The sequence below is a fragment of the Thiofaba sp. EF100 genome, from assembly GCF_039822285.1.
In the GTDB taxonomy this organism is placed as follows: Bacteria; Pseudomonadota; Gammaproteobacteria; order Halothiobacillales; family Halothiobacillaceae; genus Thiofaba.
Genome location: NZ_JBAJEY010000001.1, coordinates 63,977 through 85,337, shown reverse-complemented (window position 1 = coordinate 85,337; position 21,361 = coordinate 63,977). Strand labels below are relative to the sequence as shown.

The window sequence follows — 21,361 nt, the reverse complement described above, 5'->3', positions numbered from 1 at the left end:
GTTACAGGCTTTTCAAACAACCCTCGACCGAGCATCAGCCTTCCATGACGCGCCGCATCCTCGTCACCTCCGCCCTGCCCTATGCCAACGGCCCGATCCATCTTGGGCACATGGTCGAATACATCCAGACCGACATCTGGGCGCGCTTTCAGCGCATGCGCGGGCATGAGGTGCACTACGTCTGCGCGGACGATGCGCATGGCACGCCGATCATGCTGCGGGCGCAGAACGAGGGGATCACCCCGGAGGCGCTGATCAGCCGCATCGGCCAGGAGCATCGCGCCGACTTTGCCGATTTTCTCATCGGCTTCGACCATTATCACGTCACCCATTCCGAGGAAAACCGCGTACTTGCCGAGGCTGTCTACCGCGCCCTGCGCGCGGGGGGGCACATCGCCGTGCGCACCATCCGCCAGGCCTATGATCCGGTCAAGGAAATGTTCCTGCCGGATCGCTTCATCAAGGGCGAATGCCCCAAGTGCGGCGCGCCCGACCAGTACGGCGACTCCTGCGAGGTGTGCGGGGCCACCTACAGCCCCACCGACCTGAAGAACCCGAAATCCGCCATCTCCGGCGCCACCCCGGTGGAGCGCGAGTCCGAGCACTACTTCTTCAAGCTCGGTGACTTCGAGGCGGTGCTCAAGAACTGGCTCGCCAGCAGCGCGGTGCAGCCGGAGATCGCCGCCAAGATGAACGAGTGGTTCGCCGCAGGGCTGCAGGACTGGGACATCTCGCGTGATGCCCCCTACTTCGGCTTCGCCATCCCCGATGCGCCCGGCAAGTATTTCTACGTCTGGCTGGATGCCCCGATCGGCTACATGGCGAGCTTCAAGGCCCTGTGCCAGATCAAGGGCATGGACTTCGACGCCTTCTGGAAACGGGGCTCCGAGACGGAGCTGTGGCACTTCATCGGCAAGGACATCGCCTACTTCCACACCCTGTTCTGGCCGGCCATGCTCGCCGGCAGCCAGCACCGCCTGCCGACCTGCGTGCGCGCGCACGGTTTCCTGACCGTCAACGGCCAGAAAATGAGCAAATCGCGCGGCACCTTCATCATGGCGCGCAGCTTCCTCAACCACCTGAACCCCGAGGCTTTGCGCTACTACTTCGCCGCCAAACTCAACGGCACGGTGGAGGACATCGACCTCAACCTCGAGGACTTCATGTTACGGGTGAATGCCGACCTCGTGGGCAAGGTGGTGAACCTCGCCTCGCGCACCGCAGGCTTCATCCAGCGCCTGTTCGACGGACGGCTGGCGCAGGAGCTGCACGACCCGGCCCTGTACCACGAGTTCGTCGCCGCAGGCGACTCCATCGCCGCGGCCTATGAGGCCTCCGACACCGCGCGCGCCATGCGCGAGATCATGGCCTTGGCTGACCGTGCCAACCAGTACATCGACCAGCACAAGCCCTGGGCCCTGGCCAAGGAAGGCGGCCGGGAGGAGGAGGTGCAGGCCATCTGCACCCAGGGACTCAACCTGTTCCGCGTGCTGATGACCTACCTCAAGCCCGTGCTGCCGGGCATGGCGCAAAAGGTCGAGGCCTTCCTCCACTTTGGCGAGCTGACCTGGGACGCCCCCCACCAGCTCATGCTCCACCACGTCATCCAGCCGTTCGAACCGCTGATGACCCGCATCGAAAAAGACAAGATCGACGCCATGCTCGAAGAGAACAAGACCACCCTGCCCGGCCCCGCTGCCGCCGCCCCCGCCACCGAGGCCAAGCCCGCCATCGAGCCGATTGCGGAGACCATCTCCATCGAGGACTTCGCCAAGATCGACCTTAGAATTGCCCGCATCGTCAAGGCCGAGCATGTGGAGGGCGCGGACAAGCTCCTGCGCCTGACCCTCGACATCGGCAGCGAGACGCGCAATGTCTTTGCCGGGATCAAGTCGGCCTACAAGCCCGAGGACCTGGAAGGCCGCCTGACCGTGATGGTCGCCAACCTTGCCCCGCGCAAGATGAAGTTTGGTCTTTCGGAGGGCATGGTGCTGGCCGCCTCCGGGGCGGGCGCGCCGGGGCTGTTCATTCTCAGCCCCGATGAAGGCGCCCAGCCGGGGATGCGGGTCAAATAAGCCCCCCCTCTCCCGCAAGCGGGAGTTCTCGACGGCCGCACCCCGCAGGGGCTTCCGGCATGGAGGCCGGAAGGGTCGGAGAGGAGGGATCAAGAGCTGGGGGAGAGGGTGAGCGAGGCATCAAGGTTTGAGCTCCGCGCCAACGCCCATCCCCCTCTCCCCAACCCTCCCCCGCCAGGGGGGAGGGCGTTCCGAAATGACGCCGGTTAAATAAAGACCATGAATCCCACCGTCATCATCATCGGCGGCGGCCCGGCCGGCCTGATGGCGGCGGAGGTGCTGGCCACCGCCGGCATCGCGGTCGACCTCTTTGATGCCATGCCCTCGGTGGGCCGCAAGTTCCTGCTCGCCGGCAAGGGCGGTATGAACATCACCCACTCCGAGCCCCTCGAACCCTTCCTTGGCCGCTACGGCGCACGGCGGGAGGCGCTCGAGCCGCTGGTGCGCGCCTTCGACCCGGACGCCCTGCGGGCGTGGATCCATGACCTGGGCATCCCCACCTTCGTCGGCAGCTCCGGCCGTGTCTTCCCCGAGGGCATGAAGTCCGCGCCCCTGCTACGCGCCTGGCTGCACCGCCTGCGCGAGCTCGGGGTGCGCTTCCATGTCCGCCACCGCTGGCTGGGTTCGGACGAGACGGGGGCGCTGCGCTTCGCCACCCCGGAAGGCGAGGTGCAGGCCTCGGCCCCGGCGGTGATCCTGGCCTTGGGCGGAGCAAGCTGGGCCCGGCTTGGATCGGATGGGGCCTGGGTGCCGCTCTTGACCGCACGTGGGGTGCCCATCGCCCCGCTGCGCCCGGCCAACTGCGGCTTTGAATGTGCCTGGAGCGAACACTTCCGCACCCGCTTCGCCGGCCAGCCGGTCAAGCCGGTAGTGCTGTCCTTCACCGATGATGAGGGTGTGGAACACCGCCGCCAGGGCGAGCTGATGGTGACCGTGCACGGCCTGGAGGGGGGGCTGATCTATGCCCTCTCCGCCCTGCTGCGCGAGGCCATTGCGCAGCAGGGCCAAGCGACCATCCACCTCGACCTCGTCCCCGGCCGCACGCTGGAGCGCCTCACGGCCGACCTCGCCCGCCCGCGCGGCGCGGCCTCGCTGGCCAAGCATCTGAAGGCCCGCGCCGGGATCGAGGGGGTGAAGGCGGGGCTTGTGCGCGAGGTGCTCACTGGGGCCCAGCTCGACGATCCGGCTTGGCTTGCCCGCACCCTCAAGGCCCTGCCCCTGCGCCTGACCGCCACCCGCCCGATTGACGAGGCGATCAGCAGCGCGGGCGGGGTGATGTTCGAGGCCCTGGACGAGCACCTCATGCTGCGCAACCTGCCCGGGGTGTTCTGCGCCGGGGAGATGCTGGATTGGGAGGCCCCCACCGGCGGCTACCTGCTCACGGCCTGTTTCGCCAGCGGCCGTGCCGCGGGGCTGGGGGCCTTGGCATGGCTCAACCCGTAGGAGCGGCGCCCTCGCCGCGACCCGATGGCGAATCATCGGCCCGAGGGCGGGCCTCCTACCCGCGGTTGGGCACGTAGGAGCAGCGCCCCGCCGCGTCCCGAGGGGGAATCATCGGCCCGAGGGCGGGCCTCCTACCTGCGCAGGGCACGCCGGTCGATGGCGTTCTTCAGCGCCACCAACAACCCCAGACCGATGAAGGCCCCGGGCGGGAGGATGGCGAGCAGGAAGCCGTGGTACTCGGGAATGACCTGCACCGTCAAGCTCCGCCCCCACTCACCGAACATCAGGTGCGCATTGGCCAGGATCGTGCCCTGCCCAAAGACCTCACGCAGCATGCCAAGGGTGACCAGCACCAGAGCAAAGCCCGCCCCCATCATCAGCCCATCGAAGGCCGCCCGGCCGAGGTCGTGGCGGGAGGCAAAGCCCTCCGCGCGGGCGATGATGATGCAGTTGGTGACGATCAGCGGGATAAAGATGCCGAGCACGAGGTAAAGCCCATGCAGCCAGGCGTTCATGGCCAGCTCGATGGCGGTGACCACCGAGGCGATCACCAGCACGAACACCGGCAGGCGCACCTCCGGCCGCACCCAGTGGCGGATCAGGGACACCAGGGTGTTGCTCACCACCAAGGTGAGCAGGGTGGCGAGCCCAAGGCCCAGCGCATTGACCGTATTGTTGGAGATGGCGAGCAGGGGACAGAGTCCCAGCACCTGCACCAGCGCCGGATTGTTGCGCCACAGCCCGTCCACGGCCAGCTGGCGGAGGGCGGGACCCTGCGGGGCCGGCCGGGTGAGATCCTCCGTGCTGACCTCCGGGGCGGTGGTTTCGATCGTGCTCATGGTTGCTGCTCCTCGAGCAATGCAGCCCGGTGGGCCTCGAAATAGCGCAGGGCGTCGTGTACCGCGGTGACCACCGCGCGCGGGGTGATGGTGGCGCCGGTGAACTGGTCAAACACGCCGCCATCCTTCTTCACCGCCCAGCCCTTCTCTCCCGGGTTATCCAGGGTCTTGCCGGTAAAGCCGTGGATCCAGTCGGACTTCTCTACCTCGATCGGGTCCCCAAGCCCCGGTGTTTCCTTGTGGGACAGCACCCGCACCCCGCTCACCTGGCCGTTCCGATCCACCCCGACCAGCAGCTGGATGCCACCGCTGTAGCCCTTGGGCGCCACCACCTCGAAGGCCACCCCGTGCACCCGCCCATCTTTGCGGGCGACATACAGCATGACCGGGCCCTTGCCGCCCAGCAGCGGGTCGGCAGCGAGCTGCCGGGTGTCGCGCGCCGGATCATTGTCGTAGCCCGCAGGCAAGACCGCCGCCAGCCGCTGGCCGAGGGCCGCGCGGGCCTGCTCGGCGATGAGGGGGGCGGTCTGACCGTGCATGAAGGCCACGATGCCCACGCCAAGAAAGGCAAACACCGCCAGCACCAGGGCTGTCAGGATGATCTGGGTGCGGTTCATGGCCGGCCCGCCTCGCGCCCGAACACCCGCGCCGGGGTGTAGTGGTCAATCAACGGCGCGGCAATGTTCATGAGCAGGACGGCAAAGGCCACCCCATCCGGATAGCCCGCGAAGGTGCGGATGAAATATTCGAGCACGCCGATGCCTGCACCGAAGATGAGCTGGCCGCGCTGGGTGGTGGAACCACTCACCGGGTCAGTGGCGATGAAGAAGGCGCCGAGCATCGCCCCGCCGCTGAACAGGTGGAACAGGGGCGAGGCAAAGCGCTCGGCATCATAAAGATGAAAGCCCAGCGCCAGGAGGCCGAACGCGCCGAGCATGGTCACGGGGATGCGCCAGCTGATGACCTTACGCCAGATCATCCACAGCCCCCCCAGCAGCCAACCTGCGGCCACCCACTCCCAGCCCGCGCCGCCAAGCCAACCAAAAGTCGGCGCCTGCTGAATGGTGGACAGAGGGTGCCCCTGCCCCGTCTCGGTCTTGTAGGCATTGAGCGGGGTGGCGCCGCTGAGCGCATCCCAGCCAAGACCCACCGGAAGCTGGCCTGTGAACACCACACCCAGGGCCTCGGGCAGGCTCAGGGAGGCCGCGGCGACCCCGTGCGGCAGCATCCACTGGGTCATCTCGCGCGGGAAGGAGATCAACAGGACGACGTAGCCGACCATGGCCGGGTTGAACAGGTTGTAGCCCAGGCCCCCGTACAGATGCTTGGCGACGACCACCGCGAACACGATCCCCACCACCGGCAGCCACCACGGGGCCAGCGGCGGCAGGCAAACGGCCAGCAGCCAGGCGGTGACGACCACGCTGCCATCCAGAAGGAAGGGCCGCAGCGGCCGGCGACGGAGGGCGAGCATCAGGGCCTCGGCGGCGAGGCCCGCGGCGACGGCCAGCAGGATATTGATCAACACCCCCCAGCCGAAAAAGCCGATCGCAATGGCCGTGCCGGGCACCAGGGCCAGCAGCACCTGGCGCATCAGGCGACCGACCTCACTGTTCGGCGCAATGTGGGGGGAGGCGGTGGTCTGAAATCGCATGACTAGTGACGGATGCTCTGCATAACCAAAAGGTTCTCCCCTCCCCCTTCAAGGGGGAGGGGCTGGGGGAGAAGGTGATGGCCTGAGAGACTCAAGCCCCCTCTCCCTAACCCTCCCCCGCCAGGGGGGAGGGAACACGCCACATTGGGGCGTTTACGGTTGCTCTTCCTCAATCCTTGTCGTGTTCCTTGGCCTCCGCCACCGTGCTGGCAGAGGGTGTGTCCTCCGCGGGGGCCTGTTGCCCAGCCTTGCGAGCCTTGGCACGCTCCAGCGCGGCCTGGATGGCCTTCTGCTTCTCATCGCTGCCGGAGCCTGCGCCCTCACCCTCGGCCTTTTGCGCCGCCAGCTGGGCACGCTTCTTCGCCAGCATCTCCTCGCGCTCGCGCTTTTCCCGCTCCAGGCGGGCATTGCGCGCCTCGAAGCGCTCCTTGGCCTGCGCCGCCTTGTCCTTCTCGCGTTCGCGCTGCCAGATCTCGGTCTTGGCGTAGCGGAAGTACTGCACCAGCGGGATGTGTGAGGGACAGACGGCGGCGCAGATGCCGCACTCGATGCACTCGAACAGGCTGTCTTGTTTCTCGGCGCGCTCGAAATCCCCGGCCTTGGCATCCCACAACAGCTGCTGGGGCTGCAACTCGACTGGACAGGCCTCCGCGCAGCGACCGCAGCGGATGCAGGGCAGCGGCAGGGGGTCGACGGGGGCATCGGGCGCGGCCAGCGCCAGCAGGCAGTTGGCAGCCTTGGTCACCGGCACCTCGTCACTGCCCAGGGCGAAGCCCATCATCGGCCCGCCAAGGATCAGCCGCGCGACATCCGGGGTGTAGCCACCGGCCTGAGCAATGAGATCACAGGCGAGCATGCCGAGCGGCACATCCCAGTTGCCCTTGTGCTGCATGCCGCTGCCGGTGAGGGTGACGATGCGGCGGGTGAGTGGCTCGCCCAGCACCACGGCACGGTACACCGCCGCCGCGGTGGCGACATTGTGCCCCAGGAAGCCGCGCTCGGTAGCGCGCGTCTCGCGGCTGATCCGCTCGCCGGTCAGCACATGGATCAGCTGCTTCTCCGCGCCCGAGGGGTAGACGGTGGGGATGGCGACGATCTCGATGCGCGGGTCGTCAAGCTCGCCTGCGGCCGCGCGCAGGGCGGCGATGGCCTCGGGCTTGTTGTCCTCTACCCCCACTAGGCAGGTGGAGGCCCCCACCACATGCATGAGGATCTGCCCGCCACGCAGCACCTCCCCCGCCCGCTCGCGCATCAGCCGGTCGTCACAGGTGATGTAAGGCTCGCACTCGGCGCCGTTGAGCACCACGGTGTGGATCGGCGTGCCCGGACTTCCTGCGAGCTTCACCGCGCTGGGAAAGACCGCCCCACCCAGGCCCACCACGCCCGCCTCCCGCACGCGCTCACGCAGCAGGATGGGGGCGATGGCCCGGTAGTCCGGCCAGGGATCGAAGGCCTGCATGGCCTCGTCCAGGCCGTCCGGTTCGAGCACGATGCAGGGGGCGGAAAGGCCGGAGGGATGCGCCACCGGGCGCTCCTCGATCGCCACGATGGTGCCGGAGGTGGGGGCATGGACGGGGGCGCTGACAAAGCCATCCGCCCTGCCGAGCAGTTGGTTACGCAGCACACGCTCGCCCACTGCGACCACCGGCTGCGCGGGGTTGCCGATGTGCTGCTTGAGCGGCAGCACCAACGTGCCCTCGAGGCGCGCGTGGCGGATCGGCGTGCCGTTTGATTCGGTCTTGTGCTGCGCAGGATGCAGACCGCCGGGGAAACGGTGGAGGATGCGCTCGCTCATGCGTGCTGCTCCAGAGGCTTGGACGGCGCATGGACAGAGCCCGGACCTTCGGCAATCTCGCGTCGCTGCTCGGGGTTCGGCCAGCGCCACTGGTCCAGCTCGACCTTGAGCGGGACCATGTGGATGCAGTCCACCGGACAGGGGGCGACACACAGCTCGCAGCCGGTGCACTCATCGACGATGACGGTATGCATCAGCTTGGGCGCGCCGAGGATGGCATCCACCGGGCAGGCCTGGATGCACAGGGTACAGCCGATGCAGACCTGCTCGTCGATCCAGGCCACACGCTTGGGCTTCTCCTCACCGACCTCGGCATCGAGCGGCTTGGGCTCCACCCCCAGAAGGTCGGCCAGGGCCTTGATGGTCGCCTCGCCGCCCGGCGGGCAGCGGTTGATGTCCGCCCTACCCTCGGCAATCGCCTCGGCATACGGGCGGCACCCGGGGTAGCCGCACTGGCCGCACTGGGTCTGGGGCAGCAGGGCATCGATCTTGTCGGCAAGCGGGTCGCCTTCCACCCGGAAGGCCTGCCCGGCATAGCCCAGCAGCGCGCCAAGGACGAGCGCAAAGAAGGTGAAGATCAGGAGGGCGGTGAGCATGTCAGACCTTCACCAACCCCGCAAAGCCCATGAAGGCCAGGGCCATCAGCCCGGCGGTGATGAGGCCAATGGGCGTGCCCTGGAACGACGCAGGCACGTCCGCCGCCACCAGGCGCTCGCGCATGGCAGCGAACAGCACCAGCACCAGGGTGAACCCGAGCGCGGCGCCCAGGCCATACACCGCCGTCTGGGCCAGGTTATGCCCCTCCTGCACATTCAGCAGGGCCACGCCGAGCACCGCGCAGTTGGTGGTGATCAGCGGCAGGTAGATGCCGAGCACGTTGTGCAGCAGCGGGCTGCTCTTCTTCAGCGCCATCTCAGTGAAATTGACCACCGCGGCGATCAGCACGATGAAGGCGATGGTGCGCAGGTATTCGAGGCCGAAGGGGGCCAGCAGGTAGGCCTGGGCCAGATAGCTCAAGACGGAGGAGAGGGTCAGCACGAAGGTGGTGGCAAGCCCCATGCCCATCGCCGTTTCCAGCTTGCGGGACACGCCCATGAACGGGCACAGGCCAAGGAACTTCACCAGCACGAAGTTGTTGACCAGGACCGTACTGACCAAGATGAGCAGGAATTCCGTCATTTCGCCGCCAGAAGGATGGATTGGCAGCCGGTCATATTACGCCAAAAGCGGCCAGGCGGCTCACTCAGCGACCGGGGTCTCCGTCAGAGACCATGCCCGAATCGGTTGATAACACACTCCGTTCGGACCATGGAGCGACTCCACCAGGACGACCCCCTCCACCCGCCAGGCCACGGGATGCCTGTCCTCGGGCCATGGACAGGGATGACGGGCATCCCGCCGGAGGGTGAGGTGGGGGGCGAAGGGACGCTCATCTCCGGGCAACCCGCAACGGCTGGCAAGCAGGCCGACCAGCCGCGCCTGCAATTCGAGCAATTCCCGGGGAGGCTGGCTGACGCCGAGCCAGAGCACGCGCGCGCGCTGGAAATGACCGAGTCGGTCGAAGATCAGTTCGAACGGCTGTCCCGTCAGGGAGGCCCCGACCTCGTCGAGGCAGGTCAGCAGCCCCTCCTCGCAATCGCCCAGGAAGGCGAGGGTCAGGTGCAGGTTTTCCACCCGCATGTCACGCCCGTCCCCCTTCGGCAGCGCCTCAAGGAACGCGGCCAGCCGCCCCCGGGTGGATTCATCCGGCCACAGGGCGAAGAACAGGCGCCGCTTCCGGGGATAGGGGGCGGTGCTCGAGGCTCCTGCGACAGACGGGCTTGCGCCAGCTTCGCGTTCGGCCATGGGCGTGTCCCGTCAGAAGGCGCTGAAGTCGAAATCCAGCCGCTCGACCGGGGCCTGGATGAAATTGCCCTGCACGAAGTCGGCACCATCGCCCAGCACGATCTGCAGGGTCATGGCGTTCTCCACATTCGCGACGACCAGCTGGCCGCTGCCGCGCTGTTTGATGGCCTTGATCAGCTCACGCACCTTGGCCTGGTTGACCTTGTGGGTGGCAAAGGACTCCATCAGCCCCCGATCGAGCTTGAGCCACTGCACATCGATGTAGTTGAGTATCCGGAACGGATCGTCGCCAAGGCCGAAGCCATCCAGCAGCAGCGGGCAGTTCAAGGCCCCGAGCTGGCGCTGAAGGTCCTTGACCTGCTTGAGGTGCTCGATGGCGACCTTCTCACTCATCTCCAGGGCGAGGGATCCGTCATGGACCTGCATCGCCATCAGGCGCTCGCCGAGCCAGCCCGGGAACTCCGGATCGGCGATGGAGCGGGCCGAGAGACGGACGAAGAGCTGCACGTTCAAGCCGCGCTGGCGCGCCTCGGTGATGGCTTGCAGGGCATGCAGGATGACCCAGCGGTCCAGGGCGTGGCTGATCTGGGTGCGTTCCGCCGCGGCCATGAACTCGCTTGGGGAAATCGGACGGTTTTCCTCATCCAGCAGGCGCAGGAAGGCCTCGTAGCGCTGGCGCGAAGTATCCCCGCCCAGGCTGAGCATGGGTTGGTAGAGCAGGCGGAAGCGGTTGCTGCGCAGCGCGTTGCGCAGCATGCGGCTCCACTGCTCGTCCTGCTCGCTCTGGCTCACCTCGCCCTCTTTCGGGGTGTAGGTGGCCACCCGCTCCGTGGTCTTGGCCTCGGCATCCAGGGTGGCCCGCTCGGCCCGGTTGAGCAACTCGTTGACGTTCGGCGTGTCCTGGTCAAGCAGCGCGATCCCGGCGGCGGCCTGGAGGGTGGCGGACTGCCCCCCCACGTCGAAGATATGCTGGGTCAGGCCGGCCAGGAGGCGCAAAGCGAAGGTTTCAGGGGCCTCCTGGCTGCCATCGAGGGGCAGGAGCAGGGCGAAGGCGTGGGCGCTGTAACGGGAGAGGAGCATCTCCGGGCCGACCAGCTTCTCGATCAGCTTGCCGGCGTCGGTGATCAGGACGTCCAGGCCCGCGACGCCCAGCTTGCCCTTCAGCTCCGGGACGTTGGTGATCTGGATATGGATGAGGGCCGAGGACTGGCCCTCGCGCGCCTGCTGCAGGGCGCCCTCCAGGCGGGAGAGGAAATACTGGCGGTTGTAGAGACCGGTCAACAGGTCGCGCTGGCTGAGGAAGTTGATCTGCTCCTCAAGTGCCTGGGTATCGGCTTGGGTGCGGATCATCACCTGCGTGCACGGCTCGCCTTCGATGGTTGCGGGAGAGAGCTCGATGGCTGCGGCAAGGACACGGCCATCACGCCGCTTGAACTTCACCCCTTCCAGCTTGCCTGCGGGATTGGCATCCGAATGGCCGCGCATGTATTCGCGGATCCGCGGCTGATCCTCGGCCTGAACCAGATCGAGCAAGGGCGACCCTTCCAGATCCTCGAGGCGATCGAAACCAAACGTCTCCAGGTAGACCGGGTTGGCGAAGACATGCATACCGCCATGCACATAGGCAATGGCGTCACGCGAACTTTCCATCAGGGCATGGCAACGCTTTTCCGATTCCTGGTACATCCCCTCAAAGCGTTTGAGCCTGCGCACGCAGTCCATCGCCCCGGTCTCGCGCTGGATCACGTGCAGCACATGGGCCGGATGGCTGAGATCGATGAGGTCGCGTGCGCCAGCCTTGATGCTGTCGAGCAGGGCCTCGACGCTGTAGCTTGCGGTCATGCCCACCACGGGGATGGCCGGCGCATGCCCCTGTGCGGCGGCGGTCACGTCGGCCAGCCGGGGCTCGGGCAGTTCGAGCAGGTGCAGGATCAGGTCCAGCTCATCCTCGCGCAGCAGCTCATGCAACTGGGGCAGATCTTCGGCATATCGCACGTTCGCCTGGATGCCCGCGTTGCGTAGCTGGCTGGCGAGCGCCAGGGCATCGTTGACGGAGTCGTGGAGGGCAATCAGACGCAGGGGGGAGGGGCTCATGGTTTCTCGTCAATGAGGGGGCGGCAGGGGGTCCTTGCTGGGTCCTGCCCGGCATCCGCGTGGGATTCCGAGCAGCAACGGAAGATCGCCACGGCGACCGTCTGGAGCATTCTCTCGCCAAGTCGCATGGGGGTCGAGTCCCCGCCGCGGAGGGTCACGACATGATCGCCGGTCTTGTAGTCATGGTTTGGCAGCAGGAGCAGCGGGCCATCGGCCAGCCTGGAGCGGGTGAGCAACAGGGCATCGAACCAGACGGTGGTGTTGCAGCCGGCACCCGACACCCGCAGCGGGACAGCACTGTGGGCGATAATCTCAAGCCCCATGTCCATGATCTGATCCGCAGGGGTGTGCAGCCAGCGCAGGATGCCGATGACCTCCTCGCCGGGAGCACCTTGGGGGAACTCGACCAGCACCGGTTCACCCATGTTCAGGTGATCAGCAATCCCCCCCTGACTGCGCAGGTGCAGCCCACCCGGGCTGACATCCACCAGCCGCCACTCCATCGGCGTGTCGACGGATGCAGCACTCGGGGGCGGGGCCCCCGCCTCCCCCCGATCGAACCCAACGGCCCTGCCCTCCACAAGATGGCGGTGCGCAACCCTATCCCAAAGTTCATCCGCCCGGGAGCGTTCTGCCTGCGGAGGGAGGTGCAGGGTCTCATCGGGCGGACTGTCGATCCCTTCCCGCAGGATATGCATGTCCGCCGACGCGGCCGGCTTGTTCCCCGCCCGCTCGCCAAGCTTGCGGAGGATACTGTTGCGGCCTGCCCAGACGCGCACCCGCCCCTCGGCCGTCTGACGGTGCACGTGCCGGCGGGCGCGTTCGCGCAGGAGGCTCCGTGTGCGCTCGAGGGTGCCGCGCGAGAGCATCGCCCCGCCATCGCCCAGAGAGATGTGGTCGTGAGGATGGGCTGCGAGCAGCCCATCGAGGGCCTCCAGCACGGGCGCGAGACGGAGGGTGCGCATGGAACCGCTCTGCAGGGGGCGCTGCCCCATGCCCAGTTCGGGCGGACGATCGTCCTTGAGATCGAAATGAATGAAGACATCCTCCGGCAGGCTCTCGACCGGCACGATGCGGGTCCTGCCGGCAAGGTCGAGGAAACACTGGTACAACGGCCGGATTTCCTGGTGCGGCAAGCCGTCGGGAATGCTCATCTCCAGCAGGGCAAAAGCGATGTAGCGCTCTTCCAGGCTGGGTTCGACGTGCTCGCCATGGCGCGACTCCAGATGATCCTGCATGTGCCGGGTGCGCTCCCCCTCCAGCAGGAGGGCATGAAAGCGCTGCCAGAAGTTGGGCGGCAGGTTGACGTAGATCAGCCGGCACATCAGGCCGATGCGGGTGAGCAGGTCCGCCGCGCGGGTCAGGGCAAGCTGCCGCTTCGATATGCCCCACCACGGTTCGCGGCTATCGTGCAGGTCCTCCACCTCTTGCTGAAACAGGCCAAGCAGGGCCTGGGCCAGGCGCGCATGCGACGCCGCCATGCCGGCCATGTGCGATGACAGCGGGATGCTGTTGCTGGCGACGCGCTGCTCGATCTGGTTGAGTGCATCGACCGCACTCGGCCAGACCGTCTCAAGGGACGCCAAGCGCTCCTTCGCGCGCAGGCGCGCAACCTGCCCCTCCTCGAGCAGGGCGCAGAGGGCATCGGCATCCCTGCCGGGATCGCCGGTCAGGCGGACGGCGAGATGCTCCTGCAACTGGGCAGGGGCATTCAGCACATGGGCGGTCAGGATCTCAGCCATAATTTTCAGTTTGGCCCGAATCGGGAAAAATCACCATACATCTCTGCGTCTTTATCAATCCGCCACGGGCCGCTTGGACGGCGCCCCGGCCACCTCCCACACCAGGCGTGGAACGAGGTAGCCCGGCAATCGGGCACGCAATGCCTCCACCAGGGCCCGAGCCTCGCTCTCGCCAACCTCGAAGTGCGCCGCGCCCCGTACCCGATCGAGCAGGTGCAGGTAGTAGGGCAGCACACCGGCCTTGAACAGGGCCTCCGCCAGCTGCGCCTGTGCCTCGAGCGTGTCGTTCACCCCGCGCAGAAGCACCGCCTGATTGAGGAGGGTCGCGCCGCCTTCCTGCAGCCTCTTCAGGGCCGTGCGTGCCGGGGAGGAAAGCTCGTTGGCGTGATTGACATGCACCACGACCACCTTGCGCAAGCCGAGGGGGGCGAACCAGGCGATGAACTCATCGCTGATCCGCTCCGGCAGCACGGTCGGCACGCGGGTGTGGATGCGCAGGCGCTCGACATGTGGAATGGCGGCCAGCGCCCCGCTGAGCGCAGCAAGCCGCCGGTCATTCAGCACCAGCGGGTCGCCCCCGCTGAGGATGACCTCGCGGATCGAGGCGTCCTTGGCGATGTACTCCAGCGCCTCGGCAAAATCATCGCCCCCAGCATGTGCCTGCTGGTAGGGGAAATGACGCCGGAAGCAATAGCGGCAATGGATGGCACAGGCCCCGGTGGCGATCAGCAACACACGGCCGCGGTACTTGTGCAATAGCCCCGGCCGCGGCATGACCGCACCCTCCCCCAAGGGATCGGCCGCGAAACCCGGCGCCGCGACCTCTTCCTCCGGGACGGGCAGAACCTGACGCAACAGCGGATCATCCACCTGCCCCGGCACGATGGCGGCGAGGAATCCGGGCGGCACGCGCACCGGAAACTGCCCCTCGGCCCCTGAAGCGGGAGGTAATGGGGGCAACCCAAGCGCCGCGGCAAGATCGGCGCCGCTGAGGGTCGAGGCGGCGAGCTGCGCCTGCCACGAGCGCACGGGGGAAGCAGGGTTTTTCATTGGACTATTATAGGTTGGGCTCAATCCACCCCCAGGAGGAGTCCGATGGCGTACTACAGCACCAGCGAATTCCGCTCCGGCCTCAAAGTCATGCTGGACGGGGACCCCTGCGTCATGCTCGAAAACGAGTTCGTCAAGCCCGGCAAGGGTCAGGCCTTCAACCGGGTCAAGCTGCGCAACCTCAAGACCGGCCGCGTGCTGGAGAAGACCTTCAAATCAGGCGAATCCATCGAGGCGGCCGACGTGCTCGAGGTCGAGATGCAGTACCTCTACAACGACGGCGAACAGTGGCACTTCATGGACCCGGTCACCTTCGAACAGCTGGCCGCAGACGGAAAGACCATCGGCGACGCGAGGCTCTGGCTCAAGGAAAACGACACCTGCACCCTCACCCTGTGGAACGGAGCGCCGATCGCCGTCACCCCGCCGAACTTCGTCGAACTGAAGGTGATCGAGACCGATCCGGGCGTACGCGGCGACACCGCGACCGGCGGCACCAAACCGGCCCGGCTCGAGACCGGGGCCGTGGTCAAGGTCCCGCTGTTCATCGAGGAAGGCGAGCTCATCCGCTGCGATACCCGCACCGGCGAGTACCTCGCCCGCGTCAAGGCCTGATGCCGACGCCCCGCGACTGGCAACCCGGCGCCTCCTTTGATGCCCTGACCGCCCGCGCCCGGCTACTGGCAAAGCTCCGGGCCTTTTTCGCGGCACGCGGCGTGCTGGAGGTGGAAACCCCGCTGCTCTCCCGTGCGGCCAGCACGGACGTGCATATCGAGAGCCTGCGGGTGCGCGATGCGCGCGGCGAGCTCGGCTTCCTGCACACCTCGCCCGAGTTCTTCATGAAACGCCTGCTCGCCGCCGGCAGCGGGCCCATCTACCAGGTGAGCAAGGTGTTTCGCGGCGGCGAGATCGGTCGCTGGCACAACCCCGAGTTCACCCTGCTCGAATGGTACCGGCCCGGATTCAGCCTCGCAGCCCTGATGGATGAGGTCGAGGACTTGGTGCGTGCCCTCGCCCAAGACATGCCTTCCCGCCCCGGCACCAGCCGACGGATCGGCTACCGGGAGGCCTTCATCGAGCACATCGGGATCGACCCGTGGACGGCTGACATCAAGACGCTGATCCCCTGCGCCATGGCGCATGGGCTGGACGTCGCGGAAGGCGAGCACTTCAGCCAGGACGACTGGCTCGACCTGTTGTTCGCCGGCGCCCTCGCCCCGCGCCTGCCGACTGACGCGCTGACCTTCATCCATGGCTTCCCGCCTTCGCAGGCCGCGCTGGCCAAGCGGATGATGCACGACGGGGTGGAGGTCGCGGCACGCTTCGAGCTGTTCTGGGGCGGGCTCGAACTCGCCAACGGCTTCGACGAGCTGCAGGATGCCAACGAGCAGGAAAGACGCTTTGCCGCCGACAACGCTGAGCGCGAACGGCGCGGCCTGCCGGCCATGCCGTACGATGAGCACTTGCTCGAGGCCCTGCGCGCCGGCCTCCCCGCCAGCGCGGGGGTGGCCATCGGGCTGGACCGCTTACTGGCCCGGTTGCTTGGCGCCGGACGGCTCGATGAGGTGCTCGCCTTCGGCATCCACCGTGTCTGACGGCTGGGCAGACTGCGGCCACTCAGCGCGCTGCGCCAACGCCTCGCCCATGCGCACCACCCTACCGGGCGCAAGGTCCGGACGGAAGGAGAAGCCCTCGGGGAACAGCACGATCACCGTGGAGCCCATATTGAAGCGCCCCATCTCCGCACCGCGCGCCAGTTCCACCTTCACCTGATCACCATAGCGCCACACCCCGATCTCGCGCCCACGCGGCGGGGTGACAAGACCGGACCAGACGGTCTCGATCGCGGCAACGTTCATCGCGCCCACCAGCACCATGCCCAGCGGCCCTTCGGCGGTGTCGAACAGCGCCGCCACGCGCTCGTTGCGGGCGAACAGGCGCGGCACGCGCTCGACCGTGACCGGGTTGACCGAGAACAGCCGCCCCGGCACATGCACCATCTCCGTCAGCCTACCCGCCAGCGGCATGTGGATGCGGTGGTAGTCGCGCGGGGAGAGGTAGATGGTGGCGAAGCTGCCGTTGCGGAACGGCTCCGCGCGGGTCAAATCGCCGCCAAGCAGCTCGACGAGCGAATAGTCGTGGCCCTTGGCCTGGAAGATGCGCCCGTCCTGGATGCGGCCAAGCTGGCTGATCGCGCCATCCACCGGGCAGGCGGCCAGGGCCTCGCCCTCCGCCAGCGGACGCACCCCCGGCTTCAGGGCGCGGGTGAAGAAGGCATTGAAGGTGCGGTAGGAGGCGGGGTCGCTCTCCGCCGCCTCGTCCAGGTTGACGCCGAAATGCCTGCAAAACAGGCGGATCGCCGGCTCCACCAAGGGCGTGCGCCAACGCGTCATGGCGTACACGCTGCGTGAGATCAGGTGGTGCGGCAGGATATATTGCAGACTAACGAACAGGGCGTCGCGCAAGGGAGATGACATGGTGCTCGGTTTGTATCCAAAAAAACGATGATACACCGGCCCACAAGCCGGCTGCGTCGATGACCCAGAGTAAAAATGAATCATGCGACAGATCGATAACAGCAAGGCCTTTGACGACGCCGCACGTGACTTGCTCACCCTGCGCGACTTCATGCGCTGGGCCATGTCCGCCTTCACCCGCCATGGGGTCCACTACGGCCATGGCACCGACAACGCCCTTGATGAGGCGGCTTATCTGGTCCTGCAGGCCCTGGACCTGCCGGCCGACCTTAGCGGGGAGTGGCTCGACGCACGCCTCACCGGCACCGAGCGCACCCGCTTGGCCGAACTGCTGCGCCAGCGCTGCATCGAGCGCATCCCCACCGCCTACCTCGTCGGCAAGGCCTGGTTCGCCGGACTGGAGTTCCATGCCGACAGGCGCGCCCTGATCCCGCGCTCGCCATTCGGCGAGCTCATCCAGCAAGGCTTCGCCCCCTGGGTGGAGGCCAAGCGCGTCCATGCCATCCTCGACCTATGCACAGGCTCAGGCTGCATCGCCCTCGCCTGCGCCCACTATCTGCCAGAGGCCAAGGTCGATGCGGTAGACCTCTCCTTTGAGGCCCTCGAACTCGCCCGCCTCAACCGCGAGAAGCTCGGCCTCACCGAGCAGGTCGAACTGCTGCTGGGCGACCTGTTCGCCCCCGTGGCCGGCCGCCGCTACGACCTGATCGTCAGCAACCCGCCCTATGTCGATGCGCGCGACATGGCCACCCTCCCCCCCGAATACTGGCATGAGCCGCGTATGGCGCTCGAAGCAGGCGAGGACGGCCTCGACATCGTGCGCCGCATCCTGCGCGAGGCCCCGCAGCACCTTGAACCCGAAGGCGTTTTGATCGTCGAAGTCGGCAACAGTCAGGAGCACGTGGAACACACCTGGCCGGACGTGCCCTTCACCTGGCTGAGCTTCGAGCACGGCGAGGACGGCGTCTTCCTGCTCACCCGCGAACAACTGGTCGAATACGCAGGACACTTCGAATCATGAATGCCCTGACCCAGCTTCCGGTGATCGTCCAGACAGTAGGGTTGCTCATCCTGTCGAACATCTTCATGACCTTCGCCTGGTACGCCCACCTCAAGAACCTGAACGACAAGCCCTGGTGGATCGCGGCCCTCGCCAGCTGGGGCATCGCCCTGTTCGAATACCTGCTCCAGGTGCCCGCCAACCGCATCGGCCACACCGAGCTCTCGCTCGCCCAGCTCAAGGTCATGCAGGAGGTCATCACCCTCTCGGTGTTCCTGCCCTTCGCCGTGTTCTACATGCACGAGGAGGTCAAACTCGACTTCCTGTGGGCAGGCCTGTGCCTGGTCGGTGCCGCCTACTTCATGTTCCGCGGCACCTGATTGAAGACCAGCACTTGAACTTTTTCCGTCAGGCCTCATCATACTCAACATGCTTCGGGGGCGACCTGGCTTCGACGTGGGTTGCAAAGCTCGAGGTGCATGCCGAGGTGCGGGTGACCTCGTAAAACCAACCGCAAAAAAATATACGCCAACGACGACGTATACTCCCTGGCCGCTTAACCCGGCTGGGCCTCTGACCGGTTCTTGTCTGTAAGTCCGGAGGCCGCAAGGCCATTCAGGGGTCATCCATTACAGAATCGCTGAGCGCCCTGCCCGAGAGCGCAAAGCTAAAACTTCAGGGCTCGCCGTTCATCATCCTGTCCGTCGGAGGATGTCCGGTTAAAACCCGTAGGCGAGACTAAGCATGTAGTACCAACAGCGGAGGGCTTGCGGACGCGGGTTCAATTCCCGCCGCCTCCACCAATATATAAAGGTCAACCGTTCTCGGTTGGCCTTTTTTCTTGCGCGCTCCCGCGCGTTCGCGGGGACTCCTGCGGATTCCTGCGGACTTCCTTCCCCGGCCGTCTCGCCTGCCTCGGGCCCCATTTCGCTCTCTCCGCGCCGTTTTTCTCTCCGGCCCTGCTCCCCGGCGAAAGGTCGAAGTCAACAGGGAGCGCCGACGGCACCATTCAATATCAACAAGTTACGTGCTGACCGTTCAACCGGTTGGATGAGTGCATCGCTCACCCAAACCAGACATAGCCTCAACCCTGCGTGGTCGGGGCGCCCTCGGGAGGTAGCGGAATGACGGTGCGGTACTTTCCGCCGCTGGATTGCGCAGGCGGCTCCTCGGCGCGCTCGACCGCGACCTGATCGAGCCGGTGCTCGATGAGCAGGCACGCGATCCCACTACGCACAGCCTCCCCCACATGCGCTCCGGGTCGGCGCCGGGCGCGGGACGCAGGCGCACGCGCAGACGCATCGGTGCAGTCTGCACGATCTGCGACAGCTCGACGCCAGAGATATGGTCAAGCTCCAACGCCAGCGGAGGGATAAAGACACGCTCGCCGCGTTCTGTCGTAAATGAGAGCACATCGGCGGAGCGGCCCTGCACGCGGATCGCGGGCAGTGGATTGCCGCAGGGACAGGGATCGGGCCGCTGCAGGATGCTGTCCCCGAGGTCGTAGCGCAGGATCGGCTGTACCCGGCTGGCGAGATTACTCAGCAGGACCGTGTGCGACGGCGTGCCCGGTAGAGTCGGCCGGTAGTCGGCGTCGACCGGCTCGAGCACGGCCCAGTCACCGTTAACGTGGCCGGCTGTGGCCGGCTACCGCATCATCCCGCCCCGCCCGCCGTAGTAACCGCGCAGCCGCTCCTTCTGCTCGGGGGTGAGCACCGCGTCCATGCGATTCTGCGCATCGACCTGGATCTGGATCATCTGCCGTCGCAGGTCGTAAATCTTCTTGTATTGGTTGTCGATCGCGGCGGGGTCACGCTTCCCGGAGTAGTAGATTTCGTTGAGCTTGGCTTGCTCGGCATCCATCTTCGCCGCCAGGTCCCCCTGCTTCTTGCGGAAGTCCTCCTGGATCTGTGCGATCTTGGCCTGCTGCTGCTCCGTGAGGTCGAGCGCCGGGCCATAGCCGTATCCGCCCATCATTCCGGGGCCCATCATTCCGGGGCCCATCATGCCAGGGCCCATCATGCCAGGGCCCATCATGCCACGGCCCATGTAGCGGTCGTCCCAGTCATCCCAATCCCCCCACATCCCGCGGGGACCCATGCCCATCATGCCGGGACCCATCATGCCCGGTCCCATGCCCATCATCCCCGGCCCCATGCCGCACATCGGGCACCATCCGCCCATCATGCCGGGTCCCATGCCGTAGCCGTAGTACGGTTGCCCTTGCTGAGCCGAAGCGCTGGCCACGGTTCCCAAAAGCGCCATCGCGGCAAGCGCGCCAACGAGTTTTTGCTTGGTGTTCATTTGCATCTCCTTTACTGGTGGAAATTGCACAACCCGGTCCTTGGACCGGGGCCTATCCCCCCTTCAAGTCGTCGCGCTTCTGCAAGAACTCGTCGCGATCGATTTCCCCCCGCGCGTATTTTTCTTCAAGGATAGCCAAGGCCCGGTCATCGCCCTGGCGAGCGCCCGTGCCCGTTCGGCTTCTGCCGCCCAACAGATACTTGATGGCGGCCAGCACGAGCAGTACCGGCACCAGCCAGAGCAGGATCATCCAGATCCAGCCGAATCCCCATCCCCAGCCCATGCCGTAATCCATCATCATCTTCTTAGCCTTTCATTCCCGGGTGCGGCCATGCCGCCGCAAGAAGTCGATAATCTCGGCCGTCGTCGTCTTGTCCGGGACGAACTTTCCCATTGCCGCCTCGTGCCCGCGCATCCGGCCGACCACCGCCGGCCACTCCTGCGCGGTGTGCTGACGCGGGTCCGGCAGCGCGTGGCACTGCACGCAGGAGGTGCTGAACGCCTGGCCCGCCTGCGTGTTCAGGTCCGGGTATTTGGCCGCGTCGATCGGTTCCTGGGCGTGCTTCTGCAGATAGTCGAGCAGGATGTCCAGTTCTACCCTGCTCGGGGCCACCACCCCCATCATTCCACCCATCATGCCGCCCATCATCCGCATGCGCATGTTCATGCGGCCCAGCACCCGCGGCCATCCGGCGGCGGTGTGCATGCCCGGGCCGGGCAGGTTGTGGCATTGCACGCAGTAATACTGCAGTATCCTCGCGCCTGCCGAATCCGGCTCGGGCAGCAGCGCGGGATCGATGCCGGGCGGCAGCGCGCCCCCCATCATCCGCTGCATCATGTTCCTGTGCATGGGGCCCATCATTCCCGGCCCCATCATGTCTTGCGCCAATTTTGTTGCCCCCTCCGCACGGGCAAGGCCAACAGCGAGGGATGAGACGAGCAACGAGAACGCGACGGCTGCACCGGCCGTTAGCCTTGAAATGCCTCGTCGAGTTGTTCTCATCTCCACGCTCCTCGTTCGCCCCGGGCTGAAAGACGCTTTT

Annotated in this window: 21 protein-coding genes and 1 other RNA gene; 7 read left to right on the top strand and 15 right to left on the bottom strand. The window is 66.4% G+C overall.

Going from position 1 to position 21,361, the window contains the following annotated elements:
- The first annotated feature begins 44 nt into the window (after window positions 1–44).
- Window positions 45–2,075, top strand: a complete 2,031-nt coding sequence (gene metG, locus V6D91_RS00490; RefSeq protein WP_347317224.1) for a methionine--tRNA ligase — start codon at window positions 45–47, stop codon at window positions 2,073–2,075.
- Window positions 2,076–2,294: 219 nt separating this feature from the next.
- Window positions 2,295–3,518 (top strand): TIGR03862 family flavoprotein, encoded by a 1,224-nt coding sequence (locus V6D91_RS00485; RefSeq protein WP_347317223.1) that lies wholly within the window; start codon window positions 2,295–2,297, stop codon window positions 3,516–3,518.
- Between the two features lie 131 nt (window positions 3,519–3,649).
- On the opposite strand, the gene V6D91_RS00480 is transcribed toward V6D91_RS00485, so the two are convergent.
- From V6D91_RS00480 to epmB, 10 genes are all read right to left on the bottom strand, one after another.
- Window positions 3,650–4,357: an electron transport complex subunit E gene (locus V6D91_RS00480; RefSeq protein WP_347317222.1), complete on the bottom strand. Its 708-nt coding sequence runs from the start codon at window positions 4,355–4,357 to the stop codon at window positions 3,650–3,652.
- Window positions 4,354–4,974 (bottom strand): electron transport complex subunit RsxG, encoded by a 621-nt coding sequence (gene rsxG, locus V6D91_RS00475; RefSeq protein ID WP_347317221.1) that lies wholly within the window; start codon window positions 4,972–4,974, stop codon window positions 4,354–4,356. Before rsxG ends, V6D91_RS00480 begins: the two co-directional genes overlap by 4 nt.
- Window positions 4,971–6,011, bottom strand: coding sequence for an electron transport complex subunit RsxD (rsxD, locus tag V6D91_RS00470; RefSeq protein ID WP_347317220.1), 1,041 nt, complete (start codon window positions 6,009–6,011; stop codon window positions 4,971–4,973). The genes rsxG and rsxD overlap by 4 nt, the downstream gene beginning before the upstream one ends.
- A 169-nt stretch (window positions 6,012–6,180) precedes the next feature.
- On the bottom strand, window positions 6,181–7,806 hold the full coding sequence (gene rsxC / locus V6D91_RS00465; protein WP_347317219.1) for an electron transport complex subunit RsxC: 1,626 nt from the start codon (window positions 7,804–7,806) through the stop codon (window positions 6,181–6,183).
- A complete protein-coding gene (rsxB, locus tag V6D91_RS00460; RefSeq protein ID WP_347317218.1) occupies window positions 7,803–8,402 on the bottom strand; it encodes an electron transport complex subunit RsxB in 600 nt (199 codons plus the stop codon). The genes rsxC and rsxB overlap by 4 nt, the downstream gene beginning before the upstream one ends.
- A 1-nt stretch (window position 8,403) precedes the next feature.
- A complete protein-coding gene (gene rsxA, locus V6D91_RS00455) occupies window positions 8,404–8,985 on the bottom strand; it encodes an electron transport complex subunit RsxA (RefSeq protein WP_347317217.1) in 582 nt (193 codons plus the stop codon).
- Window positions 8,986–9,045: 60 nt separating this feature from the next.
- Window positions 9,046–9,651, bottom strand: coding sequence for an RNA 2',3'-cyclic phosphodiesterase (thpR, locus tag V6D91_RS00450; protein WP_347317216.1), 606 nt, complete (start codon window positions 9,649–9,651; stop codon window positions 9,046–9,048).
- Between the two features lie 12 nt (window positions 9,652–9,663).
- Window positions 9,664–11,745: an EAL domain-containing protein gene (locus V6D91_RS00445; RefSeq protein WP_347317215.1), complete on the bottom strand. Its 2,082-nt coding sequence runs from the start codon at window positions 11,743–11,745 to the stop codon at window positions 9,664–9,666.
- Window positions 11,742–13,487: a hypothetical protein gene (locus V6D91_RS00440; protein ID WP_347317214.1), complete on the bottom strand. Its 1,746-nt coding sequence runs from the start codon at window positions 13,485–13,487 to the stop codon at window positions 11,742–11,744. The genes V6D91_RS00445 and V6D91_RS00440 overlap by 4 nt, the downstream gene beginning before the upstream one ends.
- A 54-nt stretch (window positions 13,488–13,541) precedes the next feature.
- On the bottom strand, window positions 13,542–14,537 hold the full coding sequence (epmB, locus tag V6D91_RS00435; protein ID WP_347317213.1) for an EF-P beta-lysylation protein EpmB: 996 nt from the start codon (window positions 14,535–14,537) through the stop codon (window positions 13,542–13,544).
- Window positions 14,538–14,582: 45 nt separating this feature from the next.
- On the opposite strand from epmB, the gene efp reads away from it, so the two are divergent.
- On the top strand, window positions 14,583–15,152 hold the full coding sequence (gene efp / locus V6D91_RS00430; RefSeq protein ID WP_347317212.1) for an elongation factor P: 570 nt from the start codon (window positions 14,583–14,585) through the stop codon (window positions 15,150–15,152).
- Window positions 15,152–16,132 (top strand): EF-P lysine aminoacylase EpmA, encoded by a 981-nt coding sequence (gene epmA / locus V6D91_RS00425; protein ID WP_347317211.1) that lies wholly within the window; start codon window positions 15,152–15,154, stop codon window positions 16,130–16,132. Before efp ends, epmA begins: the two co-directional genes overlap by 1 nt.
- On the opposite strand, the gene asd is transcribed toward epmA, so the two are convergent.
- Window positions 16,064–17,014 carry an archaetidylserine decarboxylase gene (asd, locus tag V6D91_RS00420; RefSeq protein ID WP_347317210.1) on the bottom strand — a complete coding sequence of 317 codons (951 nt, stop codon included), beginning with the start codon at window positions 17,012–17,014 and terminating at the stop codon, window positions 16,064–16,066. The two genes, epmA and asd, sit on opposite strands and share 69 nt — an antisense overlap.
- 82 nt (window positions 17,015–17,096) lie before the next feature.
- On the opposite strand from asd, the gene prmB reads away from it, so the two are divergent.
- The 3 genes from prmB (at window position 17,097) to ssrA (ending at window position 18,817) form a co-directional block, all read left to right on the top strand.
- Window positions 17,097–18,035: a 50S ribosomal protein L3 N(5)-glutamine methyltransferase gene (gene prmB / locus V6D91_RS00415; RefSeq protein WP_347317209.1), complete on the top strand. Its 939-nt coding sequence runs from the start codon at window positions 17,097–17,099 to the stop codon at window positions 18,033–18,035.
- A complete protein-coding gene (locus V6D91_RS00410; RefSeq protein WP_347317208.1) occupies window positions 18,032–18,394 on the top strand; it encodes a DMT family protein in 363 nt (120 codons plus the stop codon). The genes prmB and V6D91_RS00410 overlap by 4 nt, the downstream gene beginning before the upstream one ends.
- Before the next feature lie 56 nt (window positions 18,395–18,450).
- Window positions 18,451–18,817: a transfer-messenger RNA gene (gene ssrA / locus V6D91_RS00405) on the top strand.
- 281 nt (window positions 18,818–19,098) lie between these two features.
- Here ssrA and V6D91_RS00400 read toward each other — a convergent pair.
- From V6D91_RS00400 to V6D91_RS00385, 4 genes are all read right to left on the bottom strand, one after another.
- Window positions 19,099–19,251, bottom strand: coding sequence for a hypothetical protein (locus V6D91_RS00400; RefSeq protein ID WP_169116434.1), 153 nt, complete (start codon window positions 19,249–19,251; stop codon window positions 19,099–19,101).
- 410 nt (window positions 19,252–19,661) lie between these two features.
- Window positions 19,662–20,318, bottom strand: coding sequence for a Spy/CpxP family protein refolding chaperone (locus tag V6D91_RS00395; protein WP_347317207.1), 657 nt, complete (start codon window positions 20,316–20,318; stop codon window positions 19,662–19,664).
- Window positions 20,319–20,370: 52 nt separating this feature from the next.
- Entirely contained in the window at window positions 20,371–20,619 is a 249-nt protein-coding gene (locus V6D91_RS00390) for an SHOCT domain-containing protein (protein ID WP_055423768.1), read from the bottom strand.
- Between the two features lie 12 nt (window positions 20,620–20,631).
- On the bottom strand, window positions 20,632–21,168 hold the full coding sequence (locus tag V6D91_RS00385) for a hypothetical protein (protein ID WP_142811697.1): 537 nt from the start codon (window positions 21,166–21,168) through the stop codon (window positions 20,632–20,634).
- Between the last annotated feature and the right edge of the window lie 193 nt (window positions 21,169–21,361).

What these genes read in the sequence shown, in the direction of transcription:
- V6D91_RS00390 (WP_055423768.1), bottom strand. Translation starts at nt 20,619, where the DNA reads ATGATGATGGATTACGGCATGGGCTGGGGATGGGGATTCGGCTGGATC.
- epmA (WP_347317211.1), top strand. Translation starts at nt 15,152, where the DNA reads ATGCCGACGCCCCGCGACTGGCAACCCGGCGCCTCCTTTGATGCCCTG.
- rsxG (WP_347317221.1), bottom strand. Translation starts at nt 4,974, where the DNA reads ATGAACCGCACCCAGATCATCCTGACAGCCCTGGTGCTGGCGGTGTTT.
- V6D91_RS00440 (WP_347317214.1), bottom strand. Translation starts at nt 13,487, where the DNA reads ATGGCTGAGATCCTGACCGCCCATGTGCTGAATGCCCCTGCCCAGTTG.
- rsxD (WP_347317220.1), bottom strand. Translation starts at nt 6,011, where the DNA reads ATGCGATTTCAGACCACCGCCTCCCCCCACATTGCGCCGAACAGTGAG.
- efp (WP_347317212.1), top strand. Translation starts at nt 14,583, where the DNA reads ATGGCGTACTACAGCACCAGCGAATTCCGCTCCGGCCTCAAAGTCATG.
- rsxA (WP_347317217.1), bottom strand. Translation starts at nt 8,985, where the DNA reads ATGACGGAATTCCTGCTCATCTTGGTCAGTACGGTCCTGGTCAACAAC.
- V6D91_RS00410 (WP_347317208.1), top strand. Translation starts at nt 18,032, where the DNA reads ATGAATGCCCTGACCCAGCTTCCGGTGATCGTCCAGACAGTAGGGTTG.
- V6D91_RS00485 (WP_347317223.1), top strand. Translation starts at nt 2,295, where the DNA reads ATGAATCCCACCGTCATCATCATCGGCGGCGGCCCGGCCGGCCTGATG.
- V6D91_RS00445 (WP_347317215.1), bottom strand. Translation starts at nt 11,745, where the DNA reads ATGAGCCCCTCCCCCCTGCGTCTGATTGCCCTCCACGACTCCGTCAAC.
- rsxB (WP_347317218.1), bottom strand. Translation starts at nt 8,402, where the DNA reads ATGCTCACCGCCCTCCTGATCTTCACCTTCTTTGCGCTCGTCCTTGGC.
- rsxC (WP_347317219.1), bottom strand. Translation starts at nt 7,806, where the DNA reads ATGAGCGAGCGCATCCTCCACCGTTTCCCCGGCGGTCTGCATCCTGCG.
- asd (WP_347317210.1), bottom strand. Translation starts at nt 17,014, where the DNA reads ATGTCATCTCCCTTGCGCGACGCCCTGTTCGTTAGTCTGCAATATATC.
- V6D91_RS00385 (WP_142811697.1), bottom strand. Translation starts at nt 21,168, where the DNA reads ATGCACAGGAACATGATGCAGCGGATGATGGGGGGCGCGCTGCCGCCC.
- prmB (WP_347317209.1), top strand. Translation starts at nt 17,097, where the DNA reads ATGCGACAGATCGATAACAGCAAGGCCTTTGACGACGCCGCACGTGAC.
- V6D91_RS00395 (WP_347317207.1), bottom strand. Translation starts at nt 20,318, where the DNA reads ATGAACACCAAGCAAAAACTCGTTGGCGCGCTTGCCGCGATGGCGCTT.
- epmB (WP_347317213.1), bottom strand. Translation starts at nt 14,537, where the DNA reads ATGAAAAACCCTGCTTCCCCCGTGCGCTCGTGGCAGGCGCAGCTCGCC.
- V6D91_RS00480 (WP_347317222.1), bottom strand. Translation starts at nt 4,357, where the DNA reads ATGAGCACGATCGAAACCACCGCCCCGGAGGTCAGCACGGAGGATCTC.
- thpR (WP_347317216.1), bottom strand. Translation starts at nt 9,651, where the DNA reads ATGGCCGAACGCGAAGCTGGCGCAAGCCCGTCTGTCGCAGGAGCCTCG.
- metG (WP_347317224.1), top strand. Translation starts at nt 45, where the DNA reads ATGACGCGCCGCATCCTCGTCACCTCCGCCCTGCCCTATGCCAACGGC.